The organism is Pseudomonas sp. SA233, assembly GCF_054792385.1.
Window position 1 is genome coordinate 661,603 of the sequence record NZ_CP096449.1, and the last position, 24,450, is coordinate 686,052.

Consider the following 24,450-nt stretch of genomic DNA (forward strand, 5'->3'; position numbering starts at 1 on the left):
AATGATGGCTCTATGCTAGCAGTTCTTTTCAGGTGCGTGAGTGCCCTGCGTCAACAAAGCGGCCAGAACGAATATTCAGTTGCTGACCGATTGGTCGCTTATGCGTAAGGCGGTGTCTGCTTTATAGTGCTGCCACGCGGGCTTGCCGTGGCACCCTGGCGCAGGCCTGTGGTCCAAGCCCCTGAACCGTCGTGACTGATTAAGGACAAAGCCATGCTGGACTGGAAAAACCGCGAGGCCAAAGCCGAGCCCCGCGAGCGTGTCGACGGCCGTGGCGCCGCCGCCCGTAGCTATCTTGGCGGCCTCTGGAGCCGTGCCCTGGGGACCCTGATCGGGTTGTACCTGCTGGTGTGCATCGGCCTGGGCTGGTACTGGAGCCAGGAGCCGGAGCTGTTCCCGGTGCAGCAGAACGCCCAGGCCGCAGCCGAGCGTACCGGCCAGCAGATGGTGGTGGGCTACACCACTATCGAAACCCTCAAGACCGTGGCCGGCACCTTGCTGAACAAGCCGGGTGGCTACATTTCCAACGACCGCTTCCCGCCAGGGCTGTGGATGGACAACATGCCGAGCTGGGAATATGGCGTGCTGGTCCAGGTGCGCGACCTGTCCCGTGCCTTGCGCAAGGACTTCGCCCGTTCGCAGTCGCAGTCGACCGAAGACGCCGACCTGGCCAAGGCCGAGCCGCGTTTCAACTTCGACAACAAGAGTTGGATCCTGCCGTCGAGCGAGTCGGAGTTCGAAGAGGGCATCAAGTCGCTGACCCGCTACCAGACCCGTCTGGCTGCCGGCGACAAGGGCGCAATCTTCTATACCCGTGCCGACAACCTGAACAACTGGCTGGGTGACGTGGCCACCCGCCTGGGCTCGCTGTCGCAGCGCCTGTCGGCCAGCGTTGGCCGGGTCAAGCTCAACACCACGCTGAAGACTGAGTCGCTGGTCGCCGGCCAGGCGCCGCAGGTGGACGAGGAACTGGTGGAAACCCCATGGCTGCAGATCGACAACGTGTTCTACGAAGCCCGTGGCCAGGCCTGGGCGCTGTCGCACCTGCTGCGCGCCATCGAGGTGGACTTTGCCGACGTGCTGGCGAAGAAGAACGCCACGGTCAGCGTGCGCCAGATCATCCGTGAGCTGGAAGCCTCGCAGGAGGCCCTGTGGAGCCCGATGGTGCTCAACGGCAGCGGCTTCGGCATGTGGGCCAACCACTCACTGGTCATGGCCAACTACATTTCCCGGGCCAACGCGGCGGTCATCGACCTGCGTCAGCTGCTGTCGCAGGGTTGAAGATGGCGATCAGCCCGAACGAGGCCGCCCACCGGGCGGCTTCCGACCGAGAACTGGTCACCTGGGTGGACGAAGCCGACCGGGTGCTGGGTGCCTTGCCCCGGGCCGAACTGCGTGAGCGCGGCCTGATAGGGCGTTGCACGTTCATTCTGCTGTTCAACAGTGCCGGTGAGCTGTGCGTGCACCGGCGTACCCTGAGCAAGGCGCTGTACCCGGGTTACTGGGATGTGGCGGCAGGCGGCATGGTGACGGCCGGGGAGTCGTATGCCGATTCGGCGGCGCGGGAGCTGGCCGAGGAGCTGGGGATCGACGGTGTGGAGCTGCGTTTTCATGAGCGGTTCTACTTTGACCAGCCGGATAACCACTTGTGGTGTGCGGTGTATTCGGCGGTGTCGGATGCGCCATTGCGGTTACAGCCGGAAGAGGTGATCGAGGCGCGGTTCATTGGCCTGGAGCAGGCTGAGCAAGAAAGCCTGACGAAGCCGTATTGCCCGGACTCGTTGGCGGCGTTGCAGCGCTATAAAACCAGCCTCAAATAGATGCGTGGCCCATGCCGACCCCTTCGCGGGTAAACCCGCTCCCACAGGGATTTCACAGGTCGTGAAACCTGCGCAGTACCTGTGGGAGCGGGTTTACCCGCGAAGGGGTCGCAAAACATTCGCAAAATGCCGCATTCCGGTACTTAGCAACAGCGGGATTTATCGTTACACTGCGCGCCCTTTTCGGGCTGCCGCAGGTCTTGCGGTGGTAGCGCCGCCCCTGCCAGAGTGGGGCTTCGCGGTCGGGCTCAACCCCCTGGGGCCGACCAGTTTTTGTCCTCAGCACAGAGGAACAAAAGTGGCCAAGAAAGCTTCTTCCTTCGCCGCCCTTGGCGGTCTCGTTTACTCCACCGACACCGGTCGGCACTGCCCCGACTGTAGCCAGCCGGTGGATGCCTGTACCTGCAAGCAGCAGGTCATCCCCGAAGGCGATGGCATTGCCCGTGTGCGCCGCGAAAGCAAGGGCCGCGGCGGCAAGACCGTGACCACCGTCACCGGCGTGCCGCTGCCGCTCGATCAGCTCAAGGAGCTGGCCTCTACCCTCAAGCGCCGCTGCGGTACCGGTGGCGCCCTGAAGGATGGGGTCATCGAAATCCAGGGCGACCATGTCGAACTGCTGATCGGTGAGCTGACCAAGCAGGGCTTCAAGGCGAAAAAATCCGGCGGCTGATGCGGCCACGCGATTTTTTGCCCAGTGCTTTCTAAACTCGTTGCCGTGACCAGGGTCTATCCAGGGCACGGACGAATCGTCATTTTTGGCTTTTACACTGCGCCCGCCTCCTTGCGGGGCAGTGTCTTCGACTTATCTATAGGGGACTTGAATGTCCGTACGACGCACACGCAAAGACGATGGTAGCCAATGGACCGTGGCCGACAGCCGCAGTGTTTATGGCATCCGCCATTGGGGCGCTGGTTATTTCGCCATCAATGAAGCCGGGCGCGTCGAAGTACGCCCCAACGGCCCGAAAAGCGCACCGATCGACCTGTTCGAACAGGTCGACGAATTGCGCCAGAGCGGCCTGTCGCTGCCATTGCTGGTGCGCTTCCCCGACATTCTGCAAGACCGCGTGCGCCAGCTGACCGGCGCCTTCGATGCCAACATCGCGCGCCTGGAATACCAGAGCAAGTACACCGCGCTGTACCCGATCAAGGTCAACCAGCAGGAAGCGGTGGTGGAAAACATCATCGCCACGCAGAACGTCTCCATTGGCCTGGAAGCCGGCTCCAAGCCTGAGCTGCTGGCAGTGCTGGCGCTGGCGCCGAAGGGTGGCACCATCGTCTGCAACGGCTACAAGGACCGCGAGTTCATCCGCCTGGCGCTGATGGGCCAGAAGCTCGGCCACAACGTGTTCATCGTCATCGAGAAAGAGTCGGAAGTGGCCCTGGTGATCGACGAGGCCGCCGAGCTCAAGGTCAAGCCGCAAGTCGGCCTGCGCGTGCGCCTGTCGTCGCTGGCCTCGAGCAAGTGGGCCGACACCGGTGGCGAGAAGTCCAAGTTCGGCTTGTCCGCCGCCCAGCTGATTTCGGTGGTACAGCGCTTCCGCGATGCCGGCCTGGACCAAGGTATCCGCCTGCTGCACTTCCACATGGGCTCGCAGATCGCCAACCTGGCGGACTACCAACACGGCTTCAAGGAAGCCATCCGTTACTACGGTGAGCTGCGTGCGCTGGGCCTGCCGGTCGACCATATCGACGTTGGCGGTGGTCTGGGCGTGGACTACGACGGTACCCATTCGCGCAATGCCAGCTCGATCAACTACGACATGGACGACTACGCGGGCGTTGTTGTGGGCATGCTCAAGGAATTTTGCGACGCGCAGGGCCTGCCGCACCCGCACATCTTCTCCGAGAGCGGCCGTTCGCTGACCGCCCACCACGCCATGCTGGTGATCCAGGTGACCGACGTCGAGAAGCACAACGACGACGTGCCGACCATCGAGAACAAGGAAGCCCTGCCCGAGACCGTGCAGTGGCTGGTCGACCTGCTCGGCCCGACCGACATCGAGATGGTGACCGAGACCTACTGGCGCGCCACCCACTACATGGGTGACGTGGCTGCGCAGTATGCCGATGGCAAGATCAGCCTGGCCGAGAAGGCCCTGGCCGAGCAGTGCTACTTTGCTGTGTGCCGCCGCCTGCACAACTCGCTGAAAGCCCGCCAGCGCTCGCACCGCCAAGTGCTGGACGAGCTGAACGACAAGCTGGCCGACAAGTACATCTGCAACTTCTCGGTGTTCCAGAGCCTGCCGGACACCTGGGCCATCGGCCAGGTACTGCCGATCATCCCGCTGCACCGCCTGGACGAAGAGCCGATGCGTCGTGCCGTGCTGCAGGACCTGACCTGCGACTCCGACGGCAAGATCAACCAGTACGTCGACGAGCAGAGCATCGAGACCAGCATGCCGGTGCATGCGGTGAAGGAGGGCGAGGACTACTTGCTGGGTGTGTTCCTGGTTGGTGCCTACCAGGAAATCCTCGGTGACATGCACAACCTGTTCGGTGACACCGACTCGGTGAACATCTACCAGAACGCCGACGGTAGCGTGTACCACGCCGGTATCGAGACCCACGACACCATCGAAGACATGCTGCGCTATGTGCACCTGTCGCCGGAGGAGTTGATGACGCATTACCGTGACAAGGTGGCCAGCGCCAAGATCACTGCGCGGGAGCGGACCCAGTACCTGGATGCGTTGCGCCTTGGGTTGACGCGGTCTTCGTACTTGTCGTCGTGATCCTCGGGGGCCGCTTTGCGGCCCATCGCGACACAAGGCCGCTCCTACAGGGGGCCGCGAAACCACATGGAATTGCGGTTTCGCGGGAAATCGCGGCGCGAGCTGTTGTAGGAGCGGCCTTGTGTCGCGATCTGAGGGCGCAGCCCTCACCGCGTCATACTCGGTAATGATCCACCGGCGGTGCATTTCATCGCCACGCCTATCCTGTGAATGCAATGTTCAAAGGAAGTCGACATGGATCGTCACGGCAACCATCGCTTGCGCCAAGGGCGCTTTTCAGAGCCAGGACGGCTCTACCTGCTAACCACCATCACACGCCATCGCCTCCCGTTATTCGAGAACCTCTGGTTTGCGCGTTCGGCCATTCAGCAATTGCGGCTGAGTGATCGAGAGGGGAGTTGCCGTTCGCTGGCCTGGGTCTTGATGCCGGACCATTTGCATTGGCTGATCGAGCTCGGCCCGACCAGCCTGGGCAAACTCATGTGTGCCTTCAAGTCGCGAAGCAGTTGCGCGCTCTACCGTACAGGTGCCGAGCGACAGCACATCTGGCAACCCGGCTTTTACGACCGGGCGCTGCGCAAGGAGGAGGATGTAAAGGCCGCTGCCCGCTACATCATCGCCAATCCCATTCGGGCTGGGCTGGTGCGGCGGGCTGGTGATTATCCACATTGGGATTGTGTGTGGCTGTGAATCCGCAGGTGATCGCGATACCAGGCCGTCTCCATGTAGGAGCGGCCTTGCGTCGCGATGGGCCGCAAAGCGGCCCCGGCATTACTGAATCCACTCACCTTTTTCCTGCAACCGCCACCCCACCCACCCCAATGTCACCGCCCGCAACCCCATGAACCCGAGAAACGCCAACCACAACCCATGGTTGCCAAACCCACTCATGAGCACTCCCAAGGGCAGCGCAATCACCACCGACACCAACATCGCATTACGCATCTCCCGCGCCCGGGTCGCGCCTATGAACAAGCCATCCAGCAAATAGCTCCACACCGCAATCAATGGCAGCAATGCCAGGTACGGCAGGTACGGATAAGCCGCTGCCCGCACACTCTCGATGTCGGTCTGCAAATCGATGAACAGGTGCCCGCCCAGCAGGAACAACCCGGCAAACCCCAGGCTGGTGATCAGCGACCAGCCACAGGCCACCACCAGCGAGCGGCGCAATGTGTCGCGGTCGCGGGCGCCAATGGCATGGCCGCACAGGGCCTCTACCGCGTGCGCCAACCCGTCAAGCGCATAGGCAGTCAGCAGCAGGCCGTTGAGCAGCAGGGCATTGGCCGCCACGGTGGCTTCGCCCAGACGAGCGCCTTGCACGGTGATCAGCAGGAACACCAGTTGCAGCGCCAGGCTGCGCAGGAAGATGTCGCGGTTCACCGCCAGCAGCGGCCGCCAGGCCTGCCAGCGCTTGAGCGCCGCCCACACGATCTGCCCCGGGTAGGCGCGCAGGGCCGGGCGGGTCAGGGCCAGGCCGAGCAGGGCGGCGCTCCATTCGGCGATCACCGACGCCCGCGCCGAACCCAGCACGCCCCAGTCCAGGCCAAGCACGAACCACAGGTTCAAGGCGATGTTCAGCAGGTTGGTGGTCAGCAGGATGGCCAGTGGCGCCCTGGCGTTCTGGGTGCCTAGGAACCAGCCGACCAGGGCGTAGCTGGCCAGTGCCGCGGGCAGGCCAAGCAAGCGGGTATGGAAGAAGTCTTCGGTGGCTTGCTGCAGGGCCGCGCTGGGTTCCATCGCGTGCAGCGCCAGCTGACTGAAGGGCAGGGCCAGCAGGCCGATCAGCAGAGCGAAGCCCACCGCCAGCAGCAGCCCTTGTACCAGTACCTGGCGCAACGCTGCACCGTCGCCTCGGCCGGCGGCCTGGGCGGCGAAGCCGGTAGAGCCCATGCGCAGGAAACCCATCAGGCCGACCATGAAGGTGAACAGCGTGGCGCCCACGGCTACGGCACCCAACTGGTGGGCGTGGGGGAGGTGGCCGATGACCGTGCTGTCGACCAGGGCTACCAGCGGCACGGAGATGTTGGACAGGATCATCGGCGCGGCCAGGGCCCAGACCTTGTAGTGGGTGGGGCGGTGCTGCCAGTCGGTGGAGAGTTGGGACATTAGCATTCCATGGGACCCTGGGGCCGCAGCGCGCCCCTTCGCGGGCACGCCCGCTCCCACAGGATAGTGTTGATCTTGCGGCCGGCGCCGAACCTGTGGGAGCGGGCAAGCCCGCGAAGGGGCGCGAAGCGGCCCTCCTTTTAACGAATGGCACAGTGTAACGGCCTGGCAACCAATGCGCGCAACGCCAGGTACTGCACCCGCCATTGCGCTATAGTTGCTGCCCTCACGTACACGCTGCCAAAGAGTTCTACTCCATGTTCAACAAAGGATTGTTGCTGGCCTGCGCGCTGGCTTTGCTCAGTGCCTGTGACTCTTCGACGCCGGACAAGCCGGCGCCATCCGAAAAGCCGGCGGCCACAGCGCCCGTCGCCACCCCGGCACCCCAACGCGAAGACCAGGCCGAACTCGGAAAACGCTACGAGGGCCGCGAGCTGACGGTGCTGGATGTTTCCGAAGTGCAGCTCGATGGCGCCGCGACGCTGTCGATCAGCTTCTCCGCGCCGCTGGATGCCAAACAGGACTTCGCCAGCAAAGTGCACCTGGTCGACACCGTCAAAGGCAAGCTCGACGGCGCCTGGGAGCTCTCCGACAACCAGATGGAGCTGCGCCTGCGCCATCTGGAGCCGCAGCGCAAACTGGTGCTGACCGTCGACAAGGGCCTGCTGGCGGTCAATGGCAAGCAACTGGACAGCGAGTCGATCAGCCGCCTGGAAACCCGCGACATGCAGCCGACCATCGGCTTCGCCAGCCGCGGTTCGCTGCTGCCCACGCGCCTGGCCGAGGGGCTGCCGGTGATCGCGCTCAACGTCGACAAGGTCGATGTCGAGTTCTTCCGCGTGAAGCCGGACATGCTCTCGACCTTCCTGGTCAACTGGGGGCGCAACAGCAGCCTGTACTACTACCAGTCCAAGGAAACCCTGGACATGGCCGATCTGGTCTACAGCGGCCGCTTCGACCTCAACCCCGCACGCAACACCCGCGAGACCGTGCTGCTGCCGATCGCCGGCATCAAGCCGCTGCAGGAGCCAGGCGTGTACCTGGCGGTGATGCGAGCCTCGGGCACTTACGACTACTCGCAACCAGCGACCCTGTTCACTCTCAGCGACATCGGTGTGTCCGCGCATCGCTACCGTGACCGCCTCGATGTGTTCGCCCAGGCCCTGGAAGGTGGCAAGGCGATGAACGGCGTGAACCTGGAAATCCATGACGACAAGGGCAAGCTGCTGGCCCAGGCCAGCACCGATAGCGATGGCCACGCCCAGCTGCCGATCACGCCCAAGGCCGACACCCTGATCGCCACCCAGGGCGTGCACACCACCCTGCTGCGCCTGAGCAGCGCGGCGCTGGACCTGGCCGAGTTCGACATCACCGGCCCGCAGGCCAACCCGCTGCAGTTCTTCATCTTCGGCCCGCGTGACCTGTATCGCCCCGGTGAAACGGTGTTGCTCAACGGCCTGCTGCGCGACCAGGACGGCAAGCCGGTCAAGGCGCAGCCAGTGAGCGTGGAAGTGCGTCGCCCGGATGAGCAGGTCAGCCGCAAGTTCGTCTGGGAAGCCGACGGCAACGGCCTGTACCAGTACCAGCTGCAGCTGGCCAGCGAGGCCCCGACCGGCCGCTGGCAACTGCTGCTCGACCTGGGCGGCGGGCGCAAGCAGGTGTATGAATTTCTCGTCGAAGACTTCTTGCCCGAGCGCCTGGCGCTGGAACTTAAGGGCAGCAGCAAACCGTTGTCTCCGGATCAGGATGCGCGCATCCAGGTCAATGGCCGTTACCTATACGGCGCCCCGGCTGCCGGCAACCGCCTGAGCGGCCAGGCCTATGTTCGCCCGCTGCGCGAGGCGGTACCGGCGCTGCCTGGCTACCAGTTCGGCTCGGTCACCGAAACCGAGCTGAACCAGGACCTGGAGCTGGACGAAGTCACCCTCGACCAGGCCGGCAAGGCCGTGGTCGATATCGAAAGCCGCTGGGCCGAAGCCCGCTCGCCGCTGCAACTGACCGTGCAGGCCAGCCTGCAGGAGTCCGGTGGCCGGCCGATTACCCGCCGCCTGGAGCAACCCATCTGGCCGGCCGAGCGCCTGCCAGGCCTGCGTGGCCTGTTCGACGGCGAGGAAACCGACAGTGACGGGCCGGTGGAGTTCGAGTTCCTGGTGGCCGACCGCAACGGCAAGAAGCTGGCGGCCAACGACCTCAAGGTGCGGCTGGTACGCGAGCGCCGCGACTACTACTGGAACTACTCGCAGAGCGATGGCTGGAGCTACGCCTACAACGAGAAATTCCTTACCCAGAGCGAAGAGACCGTCAGCGTCAAGGCCGGCTCCACCGCCAAGCTGAGCTTCCAGGTGGAATGGGGCCCGTACCGTGTCGAGGTGGAGGATCCGGAGACGGGCCTTGTGTCCAGCGCGCGCTTCTGGGCTGGCTACCGCGCCCAGGACAACGCCGAAGGCGGCGCGGTGCGGCCGGACCAGGTCAAGCTGGCGCTGGACAAACCGGCCTACGCCGACGGCGCTACCGCCAAGGTCACCGTCACCCCGCCCGCAGCCGGCAGTGGCTACCTGATGATCGAGTCCAGCGATGGCCCGCTGTGGTGGCAGGAGATCGACGTGCCCGCCGAGGGCAAGACGTTCGACGTGCAGCTGGACAAGCAGTGGGCCCGCCACGATCTGTACATCAGCGCGCTGGTGATCCGCCCGGGTGAGCGCAAGGCCAACGCCACGCCGAAACGCGCGGTGGGCGTGCTGCACCTGCCGCTGAACCGCGCCGAACGCAAGCTGGCGGTGAGCCTGCAGGCGCCGGAGAAAATGCGCCCGAAACAGCCGCTGACCGTGAAGGTCAAGGCTGCAAATGCCGATGGCAGCGTGCCGAAACAGGTGCATGTGCTGTTGTCGGCGGTGGACGTGGGCATCCTCAACATCACCGACTTCAAGACCCCCGACCCGTTCGCCAGCCTGTTCGGGCGCAAGGCTTACGGTGCTGACCAGCTGGATATCTACGGCCAGTTGATCGAAGCCGGACAGGGTCGCCTGGCCAGCCTGGCATTTGGTGGTGACGCAGCGATGGCCAAGGGTGGCAAGCGCCCCAACACCACGGTGACCATCGTCGCCCAGCAGAGCCTGCCGGTGACCCTGGACGACAAGGGCGAGGGCCAGGCCACGGTCGATATCCCCGACTTCAATGGCGAACTGCGGCTGATGGCCCAGGCCTGGACCGAGGAACAGTTCGGCATGGCCGAAGGCAAGACCGTGGTCGCCGCGCCGCTGATCGCCGAGCTCTCGGCGCCGCGTTTCCTGGCCGGTGGCGACCGCACCAGCCTGGCGCTGGACCTGGCCAACCTGTCGGGCCGTGCCCAGCAGCTGAATGTTGAAATCAGCACCGAAGGGCAGCTGAGCCTGGCGGCCAACGCCGTGCAGAACGTTGCCCTGGCTGAAGGCCAGCGCTCGACGCTGATGATCCCGGTACAGGCCCAGGGTGGCCTGGGCCAGGGCAAGGTGCATGTGCGGGTCACTGGCCTGCAACTGCCGAACGAGCCGACCGGCGCGTTCGAACGCGAGTGGACGCTGGGCGTGCGCCCGGCCTACCCGGCGATGCTCAAGCACTACCGCGTGGCCTTGAAGGATCAGCCATGGACCCTGCCTGAAGCAGACCTGGCCGCCTTCGAACCCGCCGGGCTTGAAGCCAGCCTGGCCTTGTCGAGCCGGCCACCGCTGAACCTGGCCGAGCAGATCCGTGCCCTCGAAGCCTACCCCTACGGTTGCCTGGAGCAGACCACCAGCGGCCTGTACCCGTCGCTGTACGCCGATGCCGACAGCCTCAAGCGCCTGGGCATCAAGGGCGAGCCAGCCGATGTGCGCAAGCGCAAGATCGAGATGGGTATCGAGCATCTGCTGGGCATGCAGCGCTACAACGGCAGCTTCGGCCTGTGGAGCTCGGACAGCGAAGAAGAATACTGGCTGACCGCCTATGTCACCGACTTCCTGCTGCGCGCCCGTGACCAAGGCTATGGTGTGCCGGCCGAAGCGCTGAAGAAGGCCAGCGAGCGCCTGCTGCGCTACCTGCAGGAGCGCAACCTGATCGAAGTCGACTACAGCGAGAACGCCGAACACACCCGCTTCGCCGTGCAGGCCTATGCGGCATTGGTGCTGTCGCGCAGCCAGCAGGCGCCTCTGGGGGCACTGCGCGGCTTGTTCGAACGCCGCGCCGACGCCCGCTCTGGCCTGCCACTGGTGCAACTGGCGGTGGCGCTGGACAAGATGGGCGACAAGCCGCGTGCCGAGCAGGCCCTGCAGGCAGGCCTGGGCATCAGCCGCGGTAAAGGCTGGATGGCCGACTATGGTAGCGCCCTGCGCGACCAGGCACTGATCCTGGCGCTGCTGCAGGAAAGCAACCTGGCCAGCCGCCAGGTCGACCAGCGCCTGTTCGCCCTGTCGGATGAACTGGCGGCCAACCGCTGGCTGTCGACCCAGGAGCGCAATGCACTGTTCCTGGCCGGCCGTGGCCTGCTGGGCAAACCGGAAGGCCAGTGGCAGGCGCGCCTGGACAGCGCGGGTGAAGTGCGCGAGTTCAACAATGCCGAGTCTGGCATGAAGCTCGAAGGCCCGTTGCTGGCTTCGCCGCTTAGTGTGCAGAACCAAGGCAGCGAGACGCTGTACCAGCAACTGACCTTGTCGGGTTACCCACGCCAGGCGCCTGCGGCCGGTGGCAACGGCATGCAGATCCGCCGTGAGTACCTGGGCATGAATGGTCAGCCGTTGGACCTGCATAACCTGCGCAGTGGAGACCTGGTGCTGGTGCACCTGGCGCTCAAGGCTGAAGACCGGGTGCCGGATGCGCTGGTGGTGGACTTGTTACCGGCGGGCCTGGAGCTGGAAAACCAGAACCTGGCGCAAAGTGCCGCCAGCCTGGAAAACGCCAGCAGTGCGGTGAAGGAATGGCGCGAATCGATGCAGAACGCCAGCGTGGTGCACCAGGAGTATCGCGATGATCGTTACGTCGCCGCGCTCAAGCTGGACAGCTACGGCACCACCCACCTGCTGTATCTGGCTCGGGCGGTGACCCCGGGCACCTACCGCGTGCCGCCGCCGCAGGTTGAATCGATGTACCGGCCAAACCTGCAGGCCGTGGGGGATGGGCAAGGGGAGATGACCGTAAAAGCCCGCTAAGCACCTGCCTTGCGCGTACTATGTGGGAGCGGCCTTGTGTCGCGAAAGGGCCGCAAAGCGGCCCCGGCATTTCAAGCGGCGGAGCTGAGATCCTGGGGCTGCTGCGCAGCCCTTTCGCGACACAAGGCCGCTCCCACAGGTCTGCGCCGGGCAGTTCGATGTCAGTGAATCACCCAGCTCATCACCCACAACCCCAACAGCAGCCAGATGATCCCGAGGATGATCGAGGCGCGCATGAACGCGCGGATTGCCGAGTACAGCAGCACCAGCCCGATGATCAGGGCGAGGATGCTGAGCAGCGAGGTCTCCATGCCCAAGGTGCGCGCCAGGCCATCGATGAAATTGCCACCGGCATTGGCCAGCAGGTTGAACAGCCCGCTCAATGCGTCGACGATGAAGCGGATCAACGACCCCAGCGCCTGGCCCAGCCACTCGAAAAAACCTTCTACATGCATAGTTGCTTCCTGATGAACGAATCGGCGATGTTGCCGTTCCCAAGCCTTTGGCCATCACCTGGCCAGGTCGGTTCCCGATGCCAAGCTTAACGCGGCCGCATACCCGTGCGGGCAGGCTGTTGCGCGCCACGGCGATCGGCATGCTGGTACTGTTCGGCCTGTTGTGGCTGGCCGACCGCCTATGGCCGCTGCCCATGCCCGGAGACGACTTGGCCCGCGTGGTGCTGGCCGAGGACGGCACGCCGTTGTGGCGCTTTGCCGATGCCGATGGTGTATGGCGCTACCCGGTCAGCTCCGACGAGGTCTCGCCGCTGTATCTGCAGGCGCTGCTCACCTACGAAGACCGCTGGTTCTACAGCCACCCCGGGATAAACCCGCTGGCCCTGGCTCGCGCTGCCTGGCTGAACCTGCGTGGCGGGCGTGTGGTGTCGGGCGGCAGCACGCTGTCGATGCAGGTCGCACGCCTGCTCGACCCGCATGAACGCACCCTGGCCGGCAAGCTGCGCCAACTATGGCGCACGGCGCAGCTGGAATGGCACTTGTCCAAGCGCGAAATCCTGCAGATCTACCTGGACCGCGCACCTTTCGGCGGCACCCTGCAGGGCGTGGCGGCCGCCAGTTGGGCCTACCTGGGCAAGTCACCCATGCACCTGACCCCGGCCGAAGCGGCGCTGCTGGCCGTGCTGCCCCAGGCGCCCAGCCGCCTGCGCCCGGACCGCCACCCCGAGCGTGCCCAGCGCGCCCGGGACAAGGTGCTGCAACGCCTGGCCGAATACCAGGTGTGGCCGGCCCAGCAAATCCGTGAGGCTGCCGAAGAACCGCTGGTGCTGGCGCCACGTCAGGAACCGGCCCTGGCGCCGCTGCTGGCCCGGCGCCTGAACAGCGCCGACAGCCCGCCGCTGATCCGCACCACGCTCGACGCCGCACTGCAGCGGCGCCTCGAAGACCTGCTGCTGGGCTGGCGCGCACGGCTTCCAGAGCGCACCTCCGCTGCCATCCTGGTGGTCGATGCGCAAACCATGGCGGTGCGTGCCTACCTGGGCTCGATCGACCTGGCCGACGAGCGCCGCTTCGGGCATGTCGACATGGTGCGTTCGTTGCGCTCGCCGGGCTCCACCCTCAAGCCGTTCCTCTACGGCATGGCGCTGGATGACGGCCTGATCCATTCCGAGTCTTTGCTGCAGGATGTGCCGCGACGCTATGGCGACTATCGCCCCGGCAACTTCTCCATGGGTTTCAGCGGGCCGGTGTCGGCCAGTTCGGCGCTGGCGCTGTCGCTCAACCTGCCGGCGGTGCAGCTGCTGGAGGCCTATGGCCCGAAACGCTTTGCCGCGCAACTGCGCATGGCGGGCATGCCGCTGATACTGCCGCCCTTGGCCGAGCCCAACCTGTCGTTGATCCTGGGTGGAGCGGGCAGCCGCCTGGAGGACCTGGTGGGTGGCTACGCGGCTTTGGCGCGGGGTGGCAACAGTGCGAGGGTGCGCCTGCAACCACAGGATCCGTTGCTGGAACGGCGCCTGCTGTCGCCAGGGGCGGCGTGGATCATCCGGCGCATCCTCAGCGGCCAGGCGCGCCCCGACCGCGACCCGCATGCCGAGCTGGTGCAACGCCCGCAACTGGCGTGGAAGACGGGCACAAGCTACGGCTTTCGCGATGCCTGGTCGATCGGCGTGGGCCCGCGCTACCTGATCGGCGTATGGATTGGCCGCCCCGATGGCACACCGGTCCCCGGCCAGTTCGGGCTGGCTTCGGCAGCGCCGCTGATGCTGCAGGTGCACGACCTGCTGAGCAACCGTGACAGCCAGCGTGGCATCAGCGTGCCGGTGGAGCGGGTGCCGGCGAACGTCGGCGTGGCTGCGATCTGTTGGCCACTGGGCCAGCCGATGAGCAAAAAGGACCCCAACTGCCGGCGTCAGCGTTTCGCCTGGACTTTGGACGGCACTACGCCGCCAACCCTGCAGGCCGCCGACCAGCCACTCGGCCTGGGCTTGCGTGAAAGCGTATGGGTCAACGACCAGGGGCTGCGCGTCGATGGCAGTTGCCCGGGCGCCAAGGCCCGCGATATCGCCCTATGGCCCGCCCCGCTGGAGCCTTGGCTGCCACGTGTGGAGCGGCGTGCGACGCGCCTGCCGGCCATCGACCCGGTCTGCCCGCCGCAGGTGCCGGCCAGCGCGCCACCGCTTTCGATTGTGGGCGTGCGCCCGGGCGACAACCTGCGCCGCCCGGCCACCAGCAGCGAGCCGTTGCAACTGCATGTGTCGGCACTGGGCGGCGGCGGTCGGCGCTGGTGGTTCCTCAACGGCCAGCCATTGGGCGAAACCCAGGGCCAGGACAGCCTGCTGGTGCGCTTCCAACAGGTAGGCCAGGCCGAAATCAGCGCGCTGGATGAAAGCGGCGAGACGGCGCGCGTGGCGTTCCAAGTCAGCGAGTAGCCGTTCGACGAGGGCCGAGGCAGCACCTACGCTTGCAGGTAACGGGTGTGACCGGCTGGCGCCCCTGATGCCTGTCAGTCAAGCAATTTGGGGCCGCTTTGCGGCCCTTCGCGGGCACGCCCGCGAAGGGCTGCAACGCAGCCCCAGGGAACATGGAGCGCCCTATGCGTCCTCTGGCCGTGCCCCTGTTGTTGCTGCCTTGGGCACTTGCGGCCCATGCCGAGCCTTTGCCAGGTTTTCTCGACAGCCATGAGTACGAACGTCGCCTGCCCGGCGCCAACCTGCCGATAGACGCCTACCACCCGGTCAGTGCTCACCTGCAGCTGGCCGGGGAGGATGGCGACAGCCCCGCGTGGGCGCCTGCGAATACCCGGCTGGTGCTGCATAAAGTGCGCTTCGAAGGTGGCACGGTGTTCCCCCTGAGCGACCTGCGCGAACACTACCAACCGCTGATCGGGCGCCAGACTACCTTGGGCGAGCTGCAGCAGTACACCGCGCGCCTGACCCAGCGCTATCGACAGGAAGGCTACCTGTTGTCTTACGCCTACCTGCCGCCGCAGGAGGTGGCTGATGGCCTGGTCAATGTGGTGCTGGTCGAAGGCTATATTCGGGATTACCGCGTGGTCGGCGATATCGGCCCGGCAAGCGCCTATCTGCACCAGCTGCTGGAGCGGCTTGCAACCGAGCGCCCGCTGACCCGGGAAACGCTGGAGCGCTACCTGGGCCTGGCCGAGCGCCTGCCGGGGGTAACGATAGAACCGCAGCTGGCCGTGGCGCAAACCGCTGATGGTGCTGCGCGGTTGACCGTGCATGCGCAGCGCAAGCCATTCAGCGCTGCTGTTATCGTTGCTGATGGTAACCGCGACGATGCGCAGGCGCTGCTGACGGCAACCAGCCACGCCCAGACCCGCTTTGCCGAACAGATCCAGGCCAGCCTGTTGCTGCCGCCGGGGGATGACCAGGTGCATTATCAGCGCCTGGCTTACAGCCAATACCTGGATGCGGGCGGCAGCCAGCTGCTGGTGTCGGCCTCGCGTTATCGCAGCGAACCGGGCACGCGGATTCGGCTGGATGATGGCCGTGATATCACCCGCAAGCGCGACAGCGATCGCTATGCGATCGGCCTGCGCCAGCCGGTGATCGTCAGGCCGGATGAATGGATGGTGGTGCAGGGGCAGGTATATTCGGTCAGTGAGCACTTCGAGGACCGGGTAGATGGGTTGCCATCGGCACGGGACTACGACACCTACGTGCGTGCGCTGTCATTCGAGGGCGACTGGCGCAAGGTGGAAGAGGGCCGTTTGCGCATCGTCAGCGCCGGGGTCTATCAGGGCCTGGATTACCTGGGGGCGCGTAGCGATGCCGACTACGATCTGGATTTTCTGCGGTTGCGGCTTTCCGGCTTGCAGAGCAACACGTTGCTAGGTAACTGGCAGGGGGTGGTGTCCGGGGCGTTGTACTGGAGCGATGACCAGCTGCCTGACAGCGAGCGTGCGGGATTTGGCGGGCAAAATTTCGGCCGTGGCTACCCGCGCGACCAGGCGGACGGCGACAAGGGCTGGGGTTTGGCTTACGAGGTGAACTACAGCATGCACGGCAGCTGGCTGGCGTTGGTGCAGCCCTATGTGGTGGTGGACACGGCGCAGGCATGGCATAACCGGGGGCCTGTGGAGGATGCCCACCTGGCTTCGGCGGCGCTTGGGGTGCGATTGGGCGATGGGCGCTTGTTCAATGTGGCGCTGGAGGTGGCCAAGCCTTTGGCCGATGTGGCATTGGACAGCCTGGACCGCGCGCCGCGCGTGACGTTAAAACTGGCTATCCAGTTGTAACAGGTGAACCGAGGATCTGTAGGAGCAGCCTTGTGCTGCAAAGAGGCCATTTCAGGCGCAATCTTTTGTATGCCATGAGGGCCCTTTCGCAGCGCAAGGCTGCTCCTACAAAAAAGCGGTGTGCCTACCGGTCACTCAATGGGTAGTAAACCGCTGATGCACCGGCGACGAACTGGGTGTCAGTGCCAGTGCCAGCTGGGTGCGGTTGTGCATGTGGGTCAGGCGCAGCACCTGCGACACATACAGCTTCACGGTATTCTCGGTAATTCCCAGCTCACAGGCGATCTGGTAGTTGGTCTGGCCCTTGCCCACCAGGCGGGCTACTTCCAGCTGGCGTGGCGACAGCTTCTCGAACGCCGCTGGCAGTTCGCTTTCACTCTCGTCCACATCGCTGGCACGCCGGTGCATGCCCTGGCCCCGGGCTTTTTGCAGGTCCTGGTAAAGCTCGTCCATCGACTCTGCCAGGTCTTGCAGACGCTGGCTCAACCCGCCCAGCTCGCGGAAGCTGCGCTGGCGCTCCTGCACGGCCTGTTCCTGGCGGCGTACGCCCTCCAGCAGTTCATCGAGGTCCATGGGTTTCTGGTAGTAATCGGCAAAGCCCTCGCGCAACGCTCGGATCACATCCTGCTTCTCCGCTCGACCGGTCACCATGATGGCCTCGAACGCGCGCTGCCCGCCTTGTATCTTCAGTTCGCGGACCAGTTCAATACCATCACGACCAGGCATGTGCAGGTCACAGATGACCACGCCAATGGCCTCGTCTGCCAGGTAACGTTCCAGGGCTTCGTCAGTGGAGTGGGCCGGCAGGCAGCGGTAACCCTTGGTTTCGAGAAACTCACACAATTGTTCGACTATCACTGGTTGGTCATCGACCACCAATATCTTCACATCACTGAATGCTCTGGACACGATCAACTCCCTGTCGTTACGCGGTCCTGCTCCCGGGCCAAGCGCTCTGCAAACTAAAAATAGTCGGGGGTAGTGGATTTGTACAAATTACAAATTCTGTACAGCCATCGGACCACGAGATTGCTCACTGGATCCATACAGCAGTCAAAAGAAAACCGGTGAGCACATAGGGGACGAACGCCTGCTTGTCACCCATCTCCTCGGTCAAGGCCTGCAAGCGCTTTTTTACCTTGGGGTTGAGCAACGTCCACAGGCGCCGGCGGGTGAGCAGCCACAGCAGCACGCTGACACCGGCGCCGATGAAGGTGCCAAGTACGTATTGCGGGCTGGTGGCCAGGGCCAGGGCGCCCATCAGCTTGACGTCATCGGCACCGAAACGGCCGAGCATGTAGCCGGGCAGGGTCAGCAGCATGACGATGGCCAGCGCCCAGCCTGCATCGCTGGCATCGGCGCCGATCCAGCTGCGGCCAGTGGCGAAAAGCCAGGCCAGGGCACAGGCAGCCACACCCAGGGTGAGCATGTTGGATATCTGGCGTTGACGCACGTCCTGTTCGGAGCACAAGGCAAGCCACAGCAGGAGAACAATGCTTTGCATTGGCAGGTCGCCCTTCCCAAATGTTGAACACATCTACCCGGTCAGTCAGGTTTCCTTAACTGAAGATAGACGGGAACCTGCGGGCGAGTGGGGCGGGAAAGGCAAAAAGGCGTGGTCGGGATGGATTTCGTCGCTGTTGAAACAGGCCTCGCAGGCGACCCTTGTGGGAGCGGGTTCACCCGCGAACACCGGCAAAGCCGGTGCCATGCACCGCGTTGTTTTCTTCGCGGGTAAACCCGCTCCCACAGGGGCTGCGGCGCCTGCATAACCGCGTTCGGTGTTACTTCTTGCTCCCCGGCGGGTAGTTGGCCAACACCTTGGTCACGGTGTTCTGGATCGCGCTGTTGCGTTCCTCGGGGCTTGGCGGGTAGTTGTTCATGATCTGCTCGGCACTGCCGCGCCACACCAGCTTGCCGTCACGCCCATCGAACAGGTCGATCTGGATAGTGGCGACCTTGTAGTCGACGCTGCGAGTTTCGTTGTACATCGGGCCACCCCAGTAGCCGCCCCAGTAGCCTCCCCAGCCACCGCCGTAGTTGGTGGTGATCTGTTGCTGGCGCTGCTCGACGATCAGGTATGCGCGCACTGTCACGTCCGGCCGGGCGCCGCCTTGTACCGGGCGCAGGCCACGCTGGTCGAGTTGGCTTGCAACTGCCTGGCGAATGCGCTGCTCGGTCAGGTCGCTCTTGATTCGTGGGTCATCCGGGCGGTACTGCAGGCCCGGTTCCTGCCATGCCCAGCTGCGGTAGGCGGCAAAGTCACGGCTGGCATCGAAATCCTGCTGGACGTTATTGCTGGAGCAGGCGGCGAGCAATAACGCGAATGACAGTAGAACGAGACGGCGCAACATGATGGTTCTCCGTTGGATATCAACTGGGAGGATAGCCGTTGAGCGCCTTGTGCACAGAATCGCGCAGGGCGCTTTCGCGTTCACGCGGCGAGTCCTTGTCGCTGCCGCTTTCGGCACTGGCACTCCATACCGGCTGGCCGCTGCGGGCGTCGTACAGGTCGATACGCACCACCATCACCTGCACTTCGTAGGTGCGCACGATGGGCACGCTGGCATAGCCCCCATAGCCATGGCGGTAGCCGCCATAGCCGACACCGCCATAGGGATACGGGCCGTAGTAAGGGTCGTAGGCATCGTAGTCACGTACCTGGCGCAAGCGCTTTTCCAGGCGTATGTCGGCGCTGACCAGCAAGTCGCCGGGGCCGCCCCGGGCGGGACGCAGGCCATGCTGGTCCAGTGCGCCGCTGACGGCATCGGCCAGTTGCGCCGGGTCGGTATCGACCGAGCCACTGGGCAACTGGCCGTTGAGCCAGCTCCAGCTACGGTAGTGCCCGTAATCACGGGCCGGTGTCGGGTAGGCACTGGCATCGAAGGTGCTGGCCGCCTGAGCCGGTGCCGGTGGTAACGGGCGGCTGCTGGCCACGTAGGGGTTGCTGCCCTGACAGCCAGCCAGGGCAAGCAGCAGCACGGCCAGGCACAACAGACGGTACGGCATGTATTCCTCCCGGCGGGCAGGTCAACGGGGGCGGCAGACCCAGTGCAGGTAGCGGCCGAGCCCGGCGAAGCTGGGGTGGCGACGGTAGGCCAGTTCCATTTCCAGCAGGTCGAGCAGCTCGGCCTTGCCTTGGAATTCCTTGGGCATGTAGTCGTGGAACACCCGCACGCCACTTTCGCTTTCAACCTGCCACATAGGATCAAGTTGCGCCCTGAGTTCCCGTGGATCAAGCGGTTTTTGCGGGGTCAGGCTCTGCTTTTCACCTTCCAGCCGGTTGCTGCGCAACTTGCGGAAATGGCCCTTGAGCAGGTTGCGATAGACCAGGGCGTCTCGGTTGTAGAAGGCCAGCGACAGCCACCCGGAAGGGGCCGTGAGCTGGTGCAGCACCGGCAGGATGCTTTCGGGCTCGGCCAGCCACTCGAGTACTGCGTGGCATAGCACCAGATCGTAGGGTTCGGTCAGCTGGCCAAGCAGGTCTTGCCAGGGGGCCTGTATGAAGGTGGCCGGTTGGCCGGCTTCGGCAAAGCGCGCCCGTGCGCCGTCGAGCATCGGCGCGGCGGGTTCGGCCAGGGTCAGCTGGTGGCCGCGCTGGGCCAGCCACAAAGCCATGTGACCCAACCCGGCACCGATGTCGAGGATGCGCAGCGGGCGGTCAGGCAGGGCTTCGGCCAGGTCGGCCTGCAGCACGGCCAGGCGGATCGCGCCCTTGGCGCCGCCGTAGATCTTTTCGGCAAAGCGGGTAGCCAGCTCATCGAAGTGACGGTCGTTCATCGGGCGAAGCGCCTCTCGCTGTCGGCCAGCTTGGCTCGCACTACCTGGTCCATGTCCAGGCCAAGTTCGCTGCACAGCAGCAACAGGTAGAGCACCACATCGCCGATTTCCTGGCCGGCATGGGCCAGCTTATCGGCTGGCAGCTGGCGCGATTGGTCTTCGCTCAGCCACTGGAAGATTTCCACCAGCTCGGCCATTTCGACACTGGCGGCCATGGCGAGGTTCTTCGGGCTGTGAAAGCCGCGCCAGTCGTTGTTGTCGCGGATCTGGTGCAGGCGTTGGGTGAGTTCTTGCAGGTTCATCGGGGGTCTCCTAATGCTGCATAGCTTCTGCGCAGGCCCGATGCAAAGCAAGCGTATACCGCCAAGACAGGCATGGTCCCTGTAGGAGCGGCCTTGTGTCGCGATGGGGCGCGAAGCGGCCCCAAATTATCAGCTTCGCCGCTGACATCGCCGGGGCCGCTTTGCGGCCCATCGCGACACAAGGCCGCTCCTACAAAGGTGCCCAGCGCCCGACCATATGCAGTACCCCTCCATGGCCATCCAGCCGCAGCTCTCCCGTAGCCCCCGCCTCACTGGCACCGAGCACCACCTCCGATGGCAACCGCACCGGCTTGCGGAAATCCACCTCGAAGGCAAAGCCACTGTGCGGCAGGTGCCCGCGCAGTGCCGCCAGGGCCATGGCCTTGCTCCACATGCCATGGGCAATGGCCGTGGGGAAGCCGAACAGCCGGGCACTGGCCGCGCTGAGGTGGATCGGGTTGTAGTCCCCGCAGACCTTGGCATAACGCCGGCCGATATCGCTGTCGGCGTACCAGCGGGTCGCCTCTGGCAACGCTTGCGGTTCGTCCTCGGCAGGCTCACCTGCCTGGCTTTCCAGCTTCAACCCGCGCACCAGCATGCGACTGGTCTCGCGCCAGAGCAGGCCGATGCCGTCTTCGGCTTCGGTGACCAGGTCGAAGGTGCCGCCCTTGGCATGCGCTTGCAGATTGCCTGCATGCACCGCAAAGCGCAGCCCTTCGATACCGCCCAGCGGGCGCATCACTTCGATGCGGTTGTGCAGGTGCACCAGGCCAAGCAGCGGGAAGGGGAAGTTGGGCGCGGTCATCAACTGCAGCTGCAGCCTGAACGCCATGACATGTGGATAAGTACCCGGCAGGCGGCCATCGTCGGTGAAGTGGCACAGCCGACGATAGGCGGCCAGGTTGCCCGACTGGACGCAAATGAAACAGCGTAGGCCGTCGTCCGGCAGCTTGTCGCCGCTGATGGTGCGCTTGCTGGCCGCGCGCAGGTACAGGCTGGCGCGCGAAGCCGGGCTGTGCAGGTCGTGCCAGTGTCGGCTCATGTTCAGGCCCCCATCAAGGCCTGGCCGCATACCCGCAGCACCTGGCCGTTGACTGCACCGGAGCCTGGCTGGCTGAGCCAGGCGATGGCTTCGGCGACATCCTGCGGGCGGCCGCCCTGGCCAAGCGAACTCAAGCGTCGCCCGGCCTCGCGCAGGCCCATGGGCATGGCGGCGGTCATGTGTGTTTCGATGAAACCGGGGGCCACGGCATTGATGCTGCCGCCGCGCTCGGCGAGCCGGGGGGCCCACGCCTGGGCCAGGCCGATCAGCCCGGCCTTGCTCGCGGCATAGTTGGCCTGCCCGCGGTTGCCGGCGATACCGCTGACCGAGGCCAGCAGGGTGATGCGCGCGTTCTCACCCAGGGCGCCGTTGTCGTACAGCGCCTTTGTCAGCACCTGCGGTGCCTTGAGGTTTACCGCCAGCACCGCGTCCCAGTATTCCGGGGTCATGTTGGCCAGGGTCTTGTCGCGGGTGATACCGGCATTGTGCACCACGATGTCGACGCCGTCGGGCAGGGCCGCAAGCAGTTGCGTTGCCGCGTCGCCGGCGCAGATGTCCAAGGGCAGCGCTTTGCCGCCCAGGCGCGCGGCCAGGGCGTCTAGGTCCTGGCTGGCTTGGGGCACGTCCAGCAGCAGTACGTCGGCACCGTCCCGGGCCAGGGTTTCGGCAATGGCGGCACCGATGCCGCGCGCGGCACCGGTCACCAGGGCGCGGCGCCCAGCCAGCGGCCATGTCCAGTCCTCGACCTGGCTGGCGCAGGCATGCAGGCGCAGCACCTGGCCGGAAATGAAGGCGCTCTTGGGCGAGAGGAAGAAGCGCAGGGCGCCTTCCAGCTGGTCCTCCGCGCCGGGGCTGACATACAGCAACTGCGCGGTCGCACCGTTGCGCAGTTCCTTGGCCAGCGAGCGGCTGAAGCCTTCCAGGGCTCGTTGGGCAATGCTGGCCAACGGGTCGTCGAGGCTTTCTGGCGCGCGGCCCAGCAGCACCACATGGGCGCACGATGCCAGGCTGCGCAGCAGTGGCTGGAAAAATTCGCGCAACTGCTTCAACGCGTCGCTGTCGGACAGGTGACTGGCATCGAATACCACGGCCTTGATCTTCGGCCCCAGACCAGCCACCCATGCCTCGGCCTGGAGGTTGTCGGTATTGAAGCTGTAAAGCGTGTCGGTCAGGCGCGGGGCAATGGCTTCGACCTGGCTCGCCAGTGGCCCGCCACCCAGTACTAGGGCACCTTCGACCGGGCGCAGGCGGCCTGCCTGCCAACGCTCCAGCGGCGCTGGACGTGGCAGGCCAAGGGCATCCACCAGGCGGCGGCCGAGGTTGGAGTTGGCAAAGCCGAGGTAGCGATCGCTCATGAGTGGGTCTCCCGGAAGGCAAGCTTGAAAGTGTGGACCAACTTTGTGGCAAGGTCGTTCGAATGCGGTAAAAACACCTAGGCTGTACGGATCAAATTGTTTCAGGAGGAACAAGCGCATGCGTTCACTTCGCCGGGTCGCGATCCTGGGCGGCAACCGAATTCCCTTCGCCCGTTCCAATGGCGCCTACGCCACGGCCAGCAACCAGGCGATGCTAACCGTCGCCCTCGAAGGGCTGATCGAACGCTACCGCCTGCACGGGTTGCGCATGGGGGAGGTGGTGGCTGGCGCTGTGCTCAAGCACTCGCGAGACATGAACCTGACACGTGAGTGCGTGCTGGGTTCGCGCCTGTCGCCGCTGACGCCAGCCTATGACATCCAGCAAGCCTGCGGGACGGGGCTAGAGGCGGCACTGCTGGTGGCCAACAAGATTGCCCTGGGGCAGATCGACTGCGGCATAGCCGGCGGCGTGGACACCACCTCCGATGCGCCGATTGCGGTCAACGAAGGCCTGCGACACGTCCTGTTGCAGGCCAACCGTGGCAAGAGCCTGGGCGAACGGCTCAAGCCATTTCTCAAGCTGCGTCCTCACCACCTGAAACCCGAATTACCGCGCAACGGTGAGCCGCGTACCGGTTTGTCTATGGGCGAGCATTGCGAACGCATGGCCCAGGCCTGGCGCATTGGCCGTGCCGAGCAGGACGAGCTGGCGCTGCTGAGCCACCAGGCGCTGGCTGCCGCGTACGCCGAAGGGTGGCAGGATGACCTGCTGACGCCGTTTCTGTCGTTGACCCGTGATAACAACCTGCGCCCCGACCTGACCCTGGAACAATTGGCCAAGCTCAAGCCAGCCTTCGACCGCAGCGGGCAGGGCACGCTGACGGCGGGCAACTCCACACCGCTGACCGATGGTGCTTCGCTGGTGTTGCTGGGCAGCGAGGAATGGGCCGAGCAGCAGGGGCTGTCGGTGCTGGCCTATCTGGTCGATGGTGAAACCGCTGCGGTGGATTTCGTTACTGGTCGCGAAGGGCTGTTGATGGCGCCGGTGTATGCGGTGCCGCGGCTGCTGGCGCGCAATGGCCTGACGCTGCAGGACTTTGACTATTACGAGATTCACGAAGCCTTTGCTGCCCAGGTGCTGTGCACGCTCAAGGCCTGGGAAGATGCCGATTATTGCCGCGAACGGCTGGGGCTGGATGCGCCGCTCGGGACGATTGACCGCAGCAAGCTCAACGTCAAGGGCAGTTCGCTGGCGGCCGGGCACCCGTTTGCCGCGACCGGGGGGCGGATATTGGCCAACCTGGCCAAGCTGCTGGCGAGGTCGGGGAAGGGGCGGGGGTTGATATCGATCTGCGCTGCGGGTGGGCAGGGGGTGACCGTCATCGTCGAGCGCTGAGCTGTTAGGCTTGTCTGGTCAGAACTAAAAGAAACC

General features: G+C 64.9%; 19 protein-coding genes. 9 read left to right on the forward strand and 10 right to left on the reverse strand.

Annotated elements, in window-relative coordinates:
* Nucleotides 1-213 precede the first annotated feature (213 nt).
* From M1D87_RS03065 to M1D87_RS03085, 5 genes are all read left to right on the forward strand, one after another.
* Complete coding sequence (locus M1D87_RS03065; RefSeq protein ID WP_013970713.1) at nucleotides 214-1,281, forward strand: DUF2333 family protein; 1,068 nt, start codon at nucleotides 214-216, stop codon at nucleotides 1,279-1,281.
* Nucleotides 1,282-1,283: 2 nt separating this feature from the next.
* The gene (locus tag M1D87_RS03070; RefSeq protein WP_123085257.1) at nucleotides 1,284-1,820 is read left to right on the forward strand and encodes an NUDIX hydrolase; all 537 of its coding nucleotides are present in this window, start codon (nucleotides 1,284-1,286) and stop codon (nucleotides 1,818-1,820) included.
* Between the two features lie 298 nt (nucleotides 1,821-2,118).
* A complete protein-coding gene (locus tag M1D87_RS03075; protein WP_003257057.1) occupies nucleotides 2,119-2,490 on the forward strand; it encodes a translation initiation factor Sui1 in 372 nt (123 codons plus the stop codon).
* 151 nt (nucleotides 2,491-2,641) lie between these two features.
* Complete coding sequence (gene speA, locus M1D87_RS03080) at nucleotides 2,642-4,555, forward strand: arginine decarboxylase (RefSeq protein WP_013970716.1); 1,914 nt, start codon at nucleotides 2,642-2,644, stop codon at nucleotides 4,553-4,555.
* Nucleotides 4,556-4,789: 234 nt separating this feature from the next.
* A complete protein-coding gene (locus M1D87_RS03085) occupies nucleotides 4,790-5,245 on the forward strand; it encodes an REP-associated tyrosine transposase (RefSeq protein ID WP_015268818.1) in 456 nt (151 codons plus the stop codon).
* A gap of 81 nt (nucleotides 5,246-5,326) precedes the next feature.
* Here the strand turns inward: M1D87_RS03085 and M1D87_RS03090 are convergent, their stop codons facing one another.
* Nucleotides 5,327-6,664 carry an MATE family efflux transporter gene (locus tag M1D87_RS03090; protein ID WP_123085256.1) on the reverse strand — a complete coding sequence of 446 codons (1,338 nt, stop codon included), beginning with the start codon at nucleotides 6,662-6,664 and terminating at the stop codon, nucleotides 5,327-5,329.
* A 257-nt stretch (nucleotides 6,665-6,921) separates the two neighbouring features.
* Between M1D87_RS03090 and M1D87_RS03095 the strand changes: the two genes are divergently transcribed.
* Nucleotides 6,922-11,823 carry an alpha-2-macroglobulin family protein gene (locus M1D87_RS03095; protein WP_123085255.1) on the forward strand — a complete coding sequence of 1,634 codons (4,902 nt, stop codon included), beginning with the start codon at nucleotides 6,922-6,924 and terminating at the stop codon, nucleotides 11,821-11,823.
* A 161-nt stretch (nucleotides 11,824-11,984) separates the two neighbouring features.
* On the opposite strand, the gene M1D87_RS03100 is transcribed toward M1D87_RS03095, so the two are convergent.
* Nucleotides 11,985-12,278, reverse strand: coding sequence for a hypothetical protein (locus M1D87_RS03100; protein ID WP_013970720.1), 294 nt, complete (start codon nucleotides 12,276-12,278; stop codon nucleotides 11,985-11,987).
* A gap of 77 nt (nucleotides 12,279-12,355) precedes the next feature.
* Between M1D87_RS03100 and pbpC the strand changes: the two genes are divergently transcribed.
* Both pbpC and M1D87_RS03110 read left to right on the forward strand, forming a co-directional pair.
* On the forward strand, nucleotides 12,356-14,710 hold the full coding sequence (gene pbpC, locus M1D87_RS03105) for a peptidoglycan glycosyltransferase PbpC (protein ID WP_123085254.1): 2,355 nt from the start codon (nucleotides 12,356-12,358) through the stop codon (nucleotides 14,708-14,710).
* 164 nt (nucleotides 14,711-14,874) lie between these two features.
* Nucleotides 14,875-16,539: a ShlB/FhaC/HecB family hemolysin secretion/activation protein gene (locus M1D87_RS03110; protein WP_123085253.1), complete on the forward strand. Its 1,665-nt coding sequence runs from the start codon at nucleotides 14,875-14,877 to the stop codon at nucleotides 16,537-16,539.
* A gap of 135 nt (nucleotides 16,540-16,674) precedes the next feature.
* Here M1D87_RS03110 and M1D87_RS03115 read toward each other — a convergent pair whose 3' ends face one another.
* From M1D87_RS03115 to M1D87_RS03150, 8 genes are all read right to left on the reverse strand, one after another.
* Entirely contained in the window at nucleotides 16,675-17,448 is a 774-nt protein-coding gene (locus M1D87_RS03115) for a response regulator transcription factor (RefSeq protein WP_061551873.1), read from the reverse strand.
* A gap of 124 nt (nucleotides 17,449-17,572) precedes the next feature.
* Nucleotides 17,573-18,043, reverse strand: coding sequence for a prepilin peptidase (locus tag M1D87_RS03120; protein ID WP_013970724.1), 471 nt, complete (start codon nucleotides 18,041-18,043; stop codon nucleotides 17,573-17,575).
* Between the two features lie 280 nt (nucleotides 18,044-18,323).
* Nucleotides 18,324-18,893, reverse strand: coding sequence for a DUF4136 domain-containing protein (locus tag M1D87_RS03125; RefSeq protein WP_039614657.1), 570 nt, complete (start codon nucleotides 18,891-18,893; stop codon nucleotides 18,324-18,326).
* A 19-nt stretch (nucleotides 18,894-18,912) separates the two neighbouring features.
* Nucleotides 18,913-19,548, reverse strand: a complete 636-nt coding sequence (locus M1D87_RS03130; RefSeq protein WP_123085252.1) for a DUF4136 domain-containing protein — start codon at nucleotides 19,546-19,548, stop codon at nucleotides 18,913-18,915.
* Between the two features lie 21 nt (nucleotides 19,549-19,569).
* The gene (locus M1D87_RS03135) at nucleotides 19,570-20,319 is read right to left on the reverse strand and encodes a methyltransferase domain-containing protein (RefSeq protein ID WP_015268825.1); all 750 of its coding nucleotides are present in this window, start codon (nucleotides 20,317-20,319) and stop codon (nucleotides 19,570-19,572) included.
* Entirely contained in the window at nucleotides 20,316-20,621 is a 306-nt protein-coding gene (locus tag M1D87_RS03140; RefSeq protein ID WP_013970728.1) for a MazG-like family protein, read from the reverse strand. Before M1D87_RS03140 ends, M1D87_RS03135 begins: the two co-directional genes overlap by 4 nt.
* Nucleotides 20,622-20,811: 190 nt before the next feature.
* A complete protein-coding gene (locus M1D87_RS03145; protein ID WP_123085250.1) occupies nucleotides 20,812-21,663 on the reverse strand; it encodes a MaoC family dehydratase in 852 nt (283 codons plus the stop codon).
* Between the two features lie 2 nt (nucleotides 21,664-21,665).
* Nucleotides 21,666-23,018 carry a 3-oxoacyl-ACP reductase gene (locus M1D87_RS03150; protein WP_123085249.1) on the reverse strand — a complete coding sequence of 451 codons (1,353 nt, stop codon included), beginning with the start codon at nucleotides 23,016-23,018 and terminating at the stop codon, nucleotides 21,666-21,668.
* Between the two features lie 118 nt (nucleotides 23,019-23,136).
* On the opposite strand from M1D87_RS03150, the gene M1D87_RS03155 reads away from it, so the two are divergent.
* The gene (locus tag M1D87_RS03155; RefSeq protein ID WP_123085248.1) at nucleotides 23,137-24,414 is read left to right on the forward strand and encodes an acetyl-CoA C-acetyltransferase; all 1,278 of its coding nucleotides are present in this window, start codon (nucleotides 23,137-23,139) and stop codon (nucleotides 24,412-24,414) included.
* Nucleotides 24,415-24,450: the final 36 nt, after the last annotated feature.

Excerpts from the sequence above, each read along its gene's own strand:
- M1D87_RS03065 (WP_013970713.1), top strand. The coding sequence starts at position 214 with ATGCTGGACTGGAAAAACCGCGAGGCCAAAGCCGAGCCCCGCGAGCGT.
- M1D87_RS03070 (WP_123085257.1), top strand. The coding sequence starts at position 1,284 with ATGGCGATCAGCCCGAACGAGGCCGCCCACCGGGCGGCTTCCGACCGA.
- speA (WP_013970716.1), top strand. The coding sequence starts at position 2,642 with ATGTCCGTACGACGCACACGCAAAGACGATGGTAGCCAATGGACCGTG.
- M1D87_RS03085 (WP_015268818.1), top strand. The coding sequence starts at position 4,790 with ATGGATCGTCACGGCAACCATCGCTTGCGCCAAGGGCGCTTTTCAGAG.
- M1D87_RS03090 (WP_123085256.1), bottom strand. The coding sequence starts at position 6,664 with ATGTCCCAACTCTCCACCGACTGGCAGCACCGCCCCACCCACTACAAG.
- M1D87_RS03095 (WP_123085255.1), top strand. The coding sequence starts at position 6,922 with ATGTTCAACAAAGGATTGTTGCTGGCCTGCGCGCTGGCTTTGCTCAGT.
- M1D87_RS03100 (WP_013970720.1), bottom strand. The coding sequence starts at position 12,278 with ATGCATGTAGAAGGTTTTTTCGAGTGGCTGGGCCAGGCGCTGGGGTCG.
- pbpC (WP_123085254.1), top strand. The coding sequence starts at position 12,356 with ATGCCAAGCTTAACGCGGCCGCATACCCGTGCGGGCAGGCTGTTGCGC.
- M1D87_RS03110 (WP_123085253.1), top strand. The coding sequence starts at position 14,875 with ATGCGTCCTCTGGCCGTGCCCCTGTTGTTGCTGCCTTGGGCACTTGCG.
- M1D87_RS03120 (WP_013970724.1), bottom strand. The coding sequence starts at position 18,043 with ATGCAAAGCATTGTTCTCCTGCTGTGGCTTGCCTTGTGCTCCGAACAG.
- M1D87_RS03125 (WP_039614657.1), bottom strand. The coding sequence starts at position 18,893 with ATGTTGCGCCGTCTCGTTCTACTGTCATTCGCGTTATTGCTCGCCGCC.
- M1D87_RS03130 (WP_123085252.1), bottom strand. The coding sequence starts at position 19,548 with ATGCCGTACCGTCTGTTGTGCCTGGCCGTGCTGCTGCTTGCCCTGGCT.
- M1D87_RS03135 (WP_015268825.1), bottom strand. The coding sequence starts at position 20,319 with ATGAACGACCGTCACTTCGATGAGCTGGCTACCCGCTTTGCCGAAAAG.
- M1D87_RS03140 (WP_013970728.1), bottom strand. The coding sequence starts at position 20,621 with ATGAACCTGCAAGAACTCACCCAACGCCTGCACCAGATCCGCGACAAC.
- M1D87_RS03145 (WP_123085250.1), bottom strand. The coding sequence starts at position 21,663 with ATGAGCCGACACTGGCACGACCTGCACAGCCCGGCTTCGCGCGCCAGC.
- M1D87_RS03150 (WP_123085249.1), bottom strand. The coding sequence starts at position 23,018 with ATGAGCGATCGCTACCTCGGCTTTGCCAACTCCAACCTCGGCCGCCGC.
- M1D87_RS03155 (WP_123085248.1), top strand. The coding sequence starts at position 23,137 with ATGCGTTCACTTCGCCGGGTCGCGATCCTGGGCGGCAACCGAATTCCC.